Here is an 8,181-nt window from a genome sequence, read left to right as displayed (position 1 = left end):
CGGAGACGGTGTCGATCTGGGCGCTCTGGGCGGTGATGGCGGCTTTGTTGAGCTGGGGGATGGCGTTGGCGGCGATCTTGCGGCTGTTGGCGTCGGTATCGGGTGCCTTGACGGCTTCGACCGCGGTGATCCCGCCGCCGCTCATGGTCAGTTTGACCTGTACGGGGCCGTACTGGGTCTGTGCCTCGTCACCGAGCACCGTCTGCCCGCCCGCGGGCTGGACTCCGCTTCCCGCGGGCGCCGAAGCCCCCGGTGCGGCGGCGCCACCGGCTTGCGACGACGCGCCCGCCAGCGGTGCGCCCGGCTGCTTCATGGCGAGCAGGAGTACCACCGCCGAGGTGGTGCCGGCGACGGCGATCATGATCCGGCGCAGGGGATGCTTCCTCTTCACGGAGGGCCTCACATCTCGAAGGACTCGTGATGGATACGGCGGGCCGGTACGCCCGCCGCACGCAGTGCGGAGTAGGACTCCTCGGCGAGCCCGGGCGGTCCGCAGAGGTAGACGTCGTGCTCATCGATGTCCGGAAGGACCTGCTGGAGCCGTTCGGTGGTGATCTCGGGCCGTGCCCCGTCGGGCCCGTTGACGGCGTACATCAGCTTCGCTCCCCGTACCTCGGCGATCTCCCGCAGCTCGCTCCACAGCGCCAGGTCCTCGGTGCTTCCGGCCCGGTAGAGCAGGGTGAGATCGCCGGGGTTGCCGGGCAGGGTCTCGAACAGGGCACGCAGCGGGGTGATTCCGGCGCCACCGGCGATCAGCAGTACCTTGTTCCGACTGCGCCGCGCCGCGGTCATCGCGCCGTAGGGGCCTTCTGCCCACACCCTCGTCCCGGGCTCCAGCGCCGAGAGGGCCGTGCTGTGGTTGCCGGCCGCCTTGACGGTGATACGCAGCAGATCCGGGCGCGGCGGAGCGGACAGCGAGTACGGATTGGCGCTCCAGCGCAGGCCCTTGGTGAGGAACCGCCAGCGGAAGAAGTGACCCGCCTCCGCACCGAGCCGGTGCAGTCGGCGTCCGGTGATCAGCACGGATACCACCCCGGGCGCCTCCTCGACGACCGCCTCCACCTCCATGCGGTGCCAGAGGTTGAGCCGGACGGGTGCGAGCACCCGGTACCAGAGCAGCAGCGCCCCGACGGTTCCGTACATCGCGTACCAGACGGTACGGGCGGTCGGGTTGGCCACGAACTCGGCGCCGGTGGCCAGCTGGTGCCAGAACGTCAGATACACCGCGACGTAGGTGAGGAGGTGCAGGTAGTACCAGGCCTCGTAGCTGATCCGGCGGCGCACCATCCCGGCCGAGACGAAGCCGATCAGCAGGAAGAGCCCGGTGCCGACGGCTGCCTTGATCATCTCGGGGAAGTCGACCACGACGGTGACGGTCTGCTCGACGAAACCGGTACGGGCCTGGACGGCGTAACCCCACACGGTCAGGACGACATGGGCGACGATCAGACTGATCGCGTACCGTCCGCTCATCGCATGCCAGCGGGTGGCCCGGTCGGAGCCCACGCGCCGCTCCAGCGCGGGGACGCGGGCCATCTGGAGCACCACGAGCGCGATCATGTAGCCGCCGAGCAGCCCGGTGATCCGGCCGCCTCCGATCAGCCACTGGGCTGTGTCCATCCGCACGACCGCGGTGTTGTCCCACCACAGCCACAGCACGGCCAGCGCGCCCACCCACGCCAGTCCCAGCAGCACCGCTGCCGGATTCCGGCGCGGCTGGATCGCGCGCATGGTCTGGCGTCTGGCCGCCCGACCGCTCTGAATCATTGTCGCCACGGCTGCTCCTCGGCTGCTCCGCTTCGCTCACGTGAATACGGAGCAGCACGCCGGGCGGTTCAACGCCGGCGGAGGTACGCGAGAATCCCCGCCGACTGTTCCCGTACGCCGTGGCAGCGGCGCCGAGCGGGTCAGCCCCTGCGGGCCGGGAGGGGGAGCGGGAGCGCGGGGAGCCCGTCGAGGCTGACGCCGATGTGCGGCTTCTGCTCGCAGTACTCCGCGAACTCCTCGTCCGTCTTGCGCGCCAGGTACTCCGCGTGCTGGGTGCGCTCCTCGCGGTAGTCCATGAACGGGACTGCGAACCCGCAGGCGTCGCCGATCCGGCGCGCGCGTACGACGACGACCGCCCGGGCACCGGCGCCGTCGGCCTCGCCGAAGAGCGGGATCAGCTCACACCACCGCGGATCGTCACGAAACACCGCCTCCCCCTCGCCGTGCACCCGCAGCACCTTCGGCGGGCCGCTGAAAGCACACCACATCAGCGTGATGCGGCCGTTCTCGCGGAGGTGCGCGATGGTCTCGGCGCCACTGCCACCGAAGTCCAGGTAGGCCAGCGTCAGTTCGTCGATGACGACCAGGGTGCCCTTGCGGCCCTTGGGGGAGAGGTTGATGTGCCCGTCGCCTGCGAGCGGCGCGGTGGCGGTGAAGAACACCGGCTGCTCTTCGATGAACGTGCGAATGCGGCCTGTTATGCGCTCATACGTCTGTCCCATGTGCTGAATTGTCGGCGGGCTGGATGCCTGGTGTGCCTCCGGGGCGGCGAACGCCCGCCGCGCGGCTGTCTCGGCGCCCTCGGCGCCGGGTGCAGCCCGGGGCGTGCCGCGTCCGTGCCGCGTCCGTGCCGCGTCCAGCGCGGCGGCCGGACCGGCACCCCGCCAGTCAGGCGCTCCGCGAGTGCCGCGCTGAGGATGGCCTGCGTCTGCCCTGCCCCGATGTCCTGCCCCTGTGTCCCCGTGTCCGCCGCCGTACGTCCCGCGTTGTCCATGCCGCGGAACGTGGTGGGACGCACGGATTCCGGTTGAGCCATGCCTGCGTTGACAAACCATACAGAGGTCTGCATAGTTATACCCATCACGTCATGCACCGTAAGGAGAATCCCGTGACCGAGCGCGTCGTACTCGCCTACTCGGGCGGACTGGACACCTCCGTCGCCATCGGCTGGATCGCCGAGGAGACGGGCGCCGAGGTCATCGCCGTTGCCGTGGACGTCGGCCAGGGCGGCGAGGACCTGGACGTCATCCGCAAGCGCGCGCTCGACTGCGGTGCCGTCGAGGCGGAGGTCGCGGACGCCAGGGACGAGTTCGCCGATGAGTACTGCCTTCCGGCGATCAAGGCCAACGCCCTCTACATGGACCGCTACCCGCTGGTCTCCGCCCTCTCCCGGCCGACCATCGTCAAGCACCTCGTCGCCGCCGCGCAGAAGCACGGGGCCTCGATCGTCGCCCACGGCTGCACCGGCAAGGGCAACGACCAGGTGCGCTTCGAGGCCGGCATCGCCTCCCTCGCGCCCGACCTGAAGTGCATCGCCCCGGTCCGTGACTACGCCATGACCCGGGACAAGGCGATCGCCTTCTGTGAGGAGAAGCAGCTCCCGATCGCCACCACCAAGAAGTCGCCGTACTCCATCGACCAGAACGTCTTCGGGCGCGCCGTCGAGACCGGCTTCCTGGAGGACATCTGGAACGCGCCGATCGAGGACATCTACGAGTACACCTCCAACCCGGCCGCCCCGCGTGAGCCGGACGAGGTGATCGTCTCCTTCAAGGAGGGCGTGCCGGTCGCCATCGACGGCAAGCCCGTCACCGTCCTCCAGGCCATCCAGCAGCTCAACGAGCGCGCCGGAGCCCAGGGCATCGGCCGGATCGACATGGTCGAGGACCGCCTCGTCGGCATCAAGTCCCGCGAGGTCTACGAAGCTCCGGGCGCGATCGCGCTGATCACCGCCCACCAGGAGCTGGAGAGCGTCACGGTCGAGCGGGAGCTCGCCCGCTACAAGCGGCAGGTCGAGCAGCGCTGGGGCGAGCTCGTCTACGACGGCCTGTGGTTCTCTCCGCTCAAGCGGGCCCTGGACGGCTTCATCGACGAGGCCAACCAGCACGTCACCGGCGACATCCGGATGACCCTGCACGGCGGCCGTGCCGTGGTCACCGGCCGGAAGTCCGACGAGTCGCTGTACGACTTCAACCTCGCCACCTACGACTCGGGCGACACCTTCGACCAGTCCAAGGCGCAGGGCTTCATCGACATCTTCGGCCTGTCGTCGAAGATCGCCGCGCGGCGTGATCTGCAGGCATAGCCTGACGTTGACCTCGCCTGATTCTCTACGTGTACCGCCGCCTCCCCGCCGGTCAGTGGCTGGGAGGCGGCGGCATATCCAAAGCCCGGCACGGGTTCGGCAAGTCTTGAGGAGCAACAGCTGTGAGCAGCAACAGCGGCAACAACCAGGGTGACGTCCGGCTCTGGGGCGGCCGGTTCGCCGACGGCCCGTCCGAGGCCTTGGCCCTGCTGTCCGCGTCGGTCCACTTCGACTGGCGGCTCGCCCCGTACGACATCGCCGGCTCCCGCGCCCACGCACGCGTCCTCCACAAGGCGGGCCTGCTCACCGCCGACGAACTGGAGCGGATGCTTGCCGGACTCGACCGGCTCGAAGCCGATGTGGCATCGGGCGAGTTCACCGGCACCGTGGCCGACGAGGACGTCCACACCGCCCTGGAGCGCGGCCTGCTGGAGCGGCTCGGGCCCGACCTCGGCGGCAAGCTGAGGGCCGGCAGGTCCCGCAACGACCAGGTCGCCACGCTCTTCCGGATGTATCTGCGCGACCACGCCCGGATCATCGGCGGACTCATCGGGGACCTCCAGGACGCGCTGGTCGGGCTCGCGGAGGCCCACCCGGACGTCGCCATGCCCGGCCGCACCCACCTCCAGCACGCCCAGCCGGTGCTCTTCGCACACCATGTGCTCGCCCATGTCCAGGCACTCTCCCGGGACGCCCAGCGGCTGCGGCAGTGGGACGAGCGCACGGCGGTCTCCCCGTACGGCTCCGGCGCGCTCGCCGGATCCTCCCTCGGGCTCGACCCCGAGGCGGTCGCCCAGGACCTCGGCTTCGAGCACGGCTCGGCCGCCAACTCGATCGACGGCACGGCATCGCGCGACTTCGTCGCCGAGTTCGCCTTCATCACCGCCATGATCGGCGTGAACCTGTCCCGGATCGCCGAGGAGGTCATCATCTGGAACACGAAGGAGTTCTCCTTCGTGACCCTCCACGACGCTTTCTCCACCGGATCGTCGATCATGCCGCAGAAGAAGAACCCGGACATCGCCGAACTGGCCCGGGGCAAGTCCGGCCGCCTCATCGGCAATCTGACCGGGCTGCTCGCCACCCTCAAGGCGCTCCCGCTCGCGTACAACCGCGACCTCCAGGAGGACAAGGAGCCCGTCTTCGACTCCTGCGACCAGCTCGAGGTGCTGCTCCCCGCCTTCACCGGGATGATGGCCACACTGACCGTGAACCGGGAACGCATGGAGGAGCTCGCCCCCGCCGGGTTCTCGCTCGCCACCGACATCGCCGAGTGGCTGGTCAGGCAGGGCGTGCCGTTCCGGGTCGCGCACGAGGTCGCGGGCGAGTGCGTCAAGGAGTGCGAGGCGCACGGAATCGAGCTCGACCAGCTCACCGACGAGCAGTTCGCCACGATCTCCCCGCATCTGACGCCCGAGGTGCGCACGGTGCTGAACGTCCCGGGCGCGCTCGCCTCGCGCAGCGGGCGCGGCGGGACCGCCCCGTCGGCGGTCGCCGCGCAGCTCGCCGAGGTCAAGGCGGACCTGGCCGTACAGCAGGCCTGGGCCGCCGCCAAGCGATAGCGGGCCTCGTCGGCAATGCCCACGGCATCAGGTGAGGTGACGTGCTCCGGCGGCATGTGCGGCCTCTGCCGACAGAGTGCCTGCCGCCGGAGCTCTGCCGGCAGAGCCCAGTCGGAAGGCTCTGTCGGAGGGCCCTGTCGGATAGCGGCCGGACGCGAGATATCTTGATGTCGAGCAATGTTGCAGACGTGGAGACGTGGAGCGGAGCGCACGGTGACTGACTCGACCATCATCTATACGCACACAGACGAGGCGCCGGCCCTCGCGACGTATTCGTTCCTGCCGGTGATCCAGGCGTACGCCCAGGCCGCCGGGGTCACTGTGGAGACTCGTGACATCTCCCTGGCCGGACGGATCATCGCCGCCTTCCCGGAGCGCCTCGAAGAGGGCCAGCGGATCGGTGACGCGCTCGCCGAGCTCGGCGAGCTGGCCAAGACGCCCAGCGCGAACATCATCAAGCTGCCGAACATCTCGGCCTCGATCCCGCAGCTGAAGGCCGCCGTCGCGGAGCTCCAGCAGCAGGGCTACGCGCTGCCGAACTACCCGGACGACCCGAAGTCGGACGAGGAGCGCGACATCCGCGCCCGTTACGACAAGATCAAGGGCAGCGCCGTCAACCCGGTCCTGCGCGAGGGCAACTCGGACCGCCGCGCCCCCGCGTCGGTCAAGAACTACGCCAAGGCCCACCCGCACCGCATGGGCGCCTGGACCCCCGAGTCCAAGACCAACGTGGCCACCATGGGCGTGGACGACTTCCGGTCCACCGAGAAGTCCGTGGTCGTCTCCGAGGCCGGCTCGCTGCGTATCGAGCTCAAGGGCGACGACGGCTCCACCACGGTGCTGCGCGAGTCCGTGCCGGTCCAGGCGGGCGAGGTCGTGGACGCCTCCGTGATGCGGGTCGCCGCGCTGCGCGAGTTCCTCACCGCCCAGATCGCGCGCGCCAAGGCCGAGGGGGTGCTGTTCTCCGTGCACCTCAAGGCCACGATGATGAAGGTCTCCGACCCGATCGTCTTCGGTCACGTCGTGCGCGCCTTCTTCCCGAAGACCTTCGCGAAGCACGGCGAGGTGCTCGCCACCGCGGGCCTCACCCCGAACGACGGTCTCGGCGGCATCTTCAAGGGTCTGGAGGGACTGCCGGAGGGCGCCGAGATCAAGGCCTCCTTCGACGCCGAGCTCGCCGAGGGCCCGGAGCTGGCCATGGTCGACTCCGACCGGGGCATCACCAACCTGCACGTCCCCTCCGACGTGATCGTGGACGCCTCCATGCCGGCCATGATCCGCACCTCCGGCCACATGTGGGGCCCGGACGGCCAGGAGCAGGACACCATCGCCGTCCTCCCGGACAGCAGCTACGCCGGTGTCTACCAGGCAGTCGTGGACGACTGCCGCGCCAACGGCGCCTACGACCCGTCGACCATGGGCTCGGTCCCGAACGTCGGTCTGATGGCGCAGAAGGCCGAGGAGTACGGCAGCCACGACAAGACCTTCGAGATCCCGGTGACCGGCACCGTCCGCCTGGTGGACGAGGCCGGCAACGCCCTCATCGAGCAGGCGGTCTCCGCGGGCGACATCTTCCGCGCCTGCCAGACCAAGGACGCCCCGATCAAGGACTGGGTGAAGCTGGCCGTCACCCGCGCCCGCGCCACGGGCGACCCGGCGGTGTTCTGGCTGGACGAGACCCGCGCACACGACGCCAACCTGATCGCCAAGGTCAGCGAGTACCTGACCGAGCACGACACCGAGGGCCTGGACATCCGGGTGCTGTCCCCGGTCGAGGCGACCAAGCTGTCCGTGGAGCGCATCCGCCGTGGCGAGAACACCATCTCGGTGACCGGCAACGTACTGCGTGACTACCTCACCGACCTGTTCCCGATCCTGGAGCTGGGCACCAGCGCCAAGATGCTGTCGGTCGTCCCGCTGATGGCGGGCGGCGGCCTCTTCGAGACGGGCGCCGGCGGCTCCGCGCCGAAGCACGTCCAGCAGCTGGTCAAGGAGAACTACCTGCGCTGGGACAGCCTGGGCGAGTTCTTCGCCCTCGTGCCCGCACTGGAGCAGTACGCGAAGGTCACCGGCAACGCCCGCGCCCAGGTGCTGGCCGACACGCTGGACCGCGCCACCGGTACGTTCCTCAACGAGGACAAGTCGCCGAGCCGCCGCCTCGGTGGAATCGACAACCGCGGCAGCCACTTCTACCTGGCCACGTACTGGGCCCAGGAGCTGGCCAAGCAGACGGACGACGCGGAGCTCGCCAAGGCGTTCGCCTCGCTTGCCCAGACGCTGACCGAGCAGGAGTCCGCGATCGTCGGCGAACTGAACGCCGTCCAGGGCTCCCCGGTGGACATCGGCGGCTACTACCAGCCCGACCCGGCCAAGGCCGCGGCCGTCATGCGCCCCTCGGCGACCTTCAACGAGGCGCTCGCTGCCCTCGTCTGACCCCGTGGGGGGGAGGGGTGTGACCCAGACAACCACAGAGAACCCCAGCCCGGAGGCGCGCCGGGGGGGGGGGGGGGGGTCAACCGAGGAAAAGGAGGAAGGGAGCAACGCAAA

General features: G+C 69.6%; 5 protein-coding genes and 1 pseudogene. 3 read left to right on the top strand and 3 right to left on the bottom strand.

Translation table 11 applies throughout. The features are described from left to right. From ACFWI9_RS27050 to ACFWI9_RS27040, 3 genes and pseudogenes are all read right to left on the bottom strand, one after another. Positions 1-391 (bottom strand): annotated as a pseudogene (locus ACFWI9_RS27050) (FMN-binding protein); the annotation flags it as partial. A gap of 8 nt (positions 392-399) precedes the next feature. Further along, positions 400-1,767, bottom strand: a complete 1,368-nt coding sequence (locus tag ACFWI9_RS27045; protein WP_387165853.1) for a ferric reductase-like transmembrane domain-containing protein — start codon at positions 1,765-1,767, stop codon at positions 400-402. Positions 1,768-1,907: 140 nt separating this feature from the next. Then, positions 1,908-2,489, bottom strand: coding sequence for a pyridoxamine 5'-phosphate oxidase family protein (locus tag ACFWI9_RS27040; protein ID WP_387165839.1), 582 nt, complete (start codon positions 2,487-2,489; stop codon positions 1,908-1,910). A gap of 386 nt (positions 2,490-2,875) precedes the next feature. On the opposite strand from ACFWI9_RS27040, the gene ACFWI9_RS27035 reads away from it, so the two are divergent. From ACFWI9_RS27035 to ACFWI9_RS27025, 3 genes are all read left to right on the top strand, one after another. Further along, positions 2,876-4,072, top strand: a complete 1,197-nt coding sequence (locus tag ACFWI9_RS27035) for an argininosuccinate synthase (protein WP_387165837.1) — start codon at positions 2,876-2,878, stop codon at positions 4,070-4,072. 122 nt (positions 4,073-4,194) lie between these two features. Then, positions 4,195-5,634 (top strand): argininosuccinate lyase, encoded by a 1,440-nt coding sequence (gene argH, locus ACFWI9_RS27030; RefSeq protein ID WP_387165835.1) that lies wholly within the window; start codon positions 4,195-4,197, stop codon positions 5,632-5,634. Positions 5,635-5,847: 213 nt separating this feature from the next. After that, positions 5,848-8,067, top strand: a complete 2,220-nt coding sequence (locus ACFWI9_RS27025; protein WP_387165833.1) for an NADP-dependent isocitrate dehydrogenase — start codon at positions 5,848-5,850, stop codon at positions 8,065-8,067. Positions 8,068-8,181: the final 114 nt, after the last annotated feature.

The sequence above is a fragment of the Streptomyces sp. NPDC127084 genome (assembly GCF_042724175.1).
Classification (GTDB): Bacteria; Actinomycetota; Actinomycetes; order Streptomycetales; family Streptomycetaceae; genus Streptomyces.
Note: the sequence above shows the minus strand (reverse complement) of the source record. Positions and strands in the feature narration are given on the sequence as shown.

What these genes read in the sequence shown, in the direction of transcription:
- ACFWI9_RS27045 (WP_387165853.1), bottom strand. Translation starts at nt 1,767, where the DNA reads ATGATTCAGAGCGGTCGGGCGGCCAGACGCCAGACCATGCGCGCGATC.
- ACFWI9_RS27040 (WP_387165839.1), bottom strand. Translation starts at nt 2,489, where the DNA reads ATGGGACAGACGTATGAGCGCATAACAGGCCGCATTCGCACGTTCATC.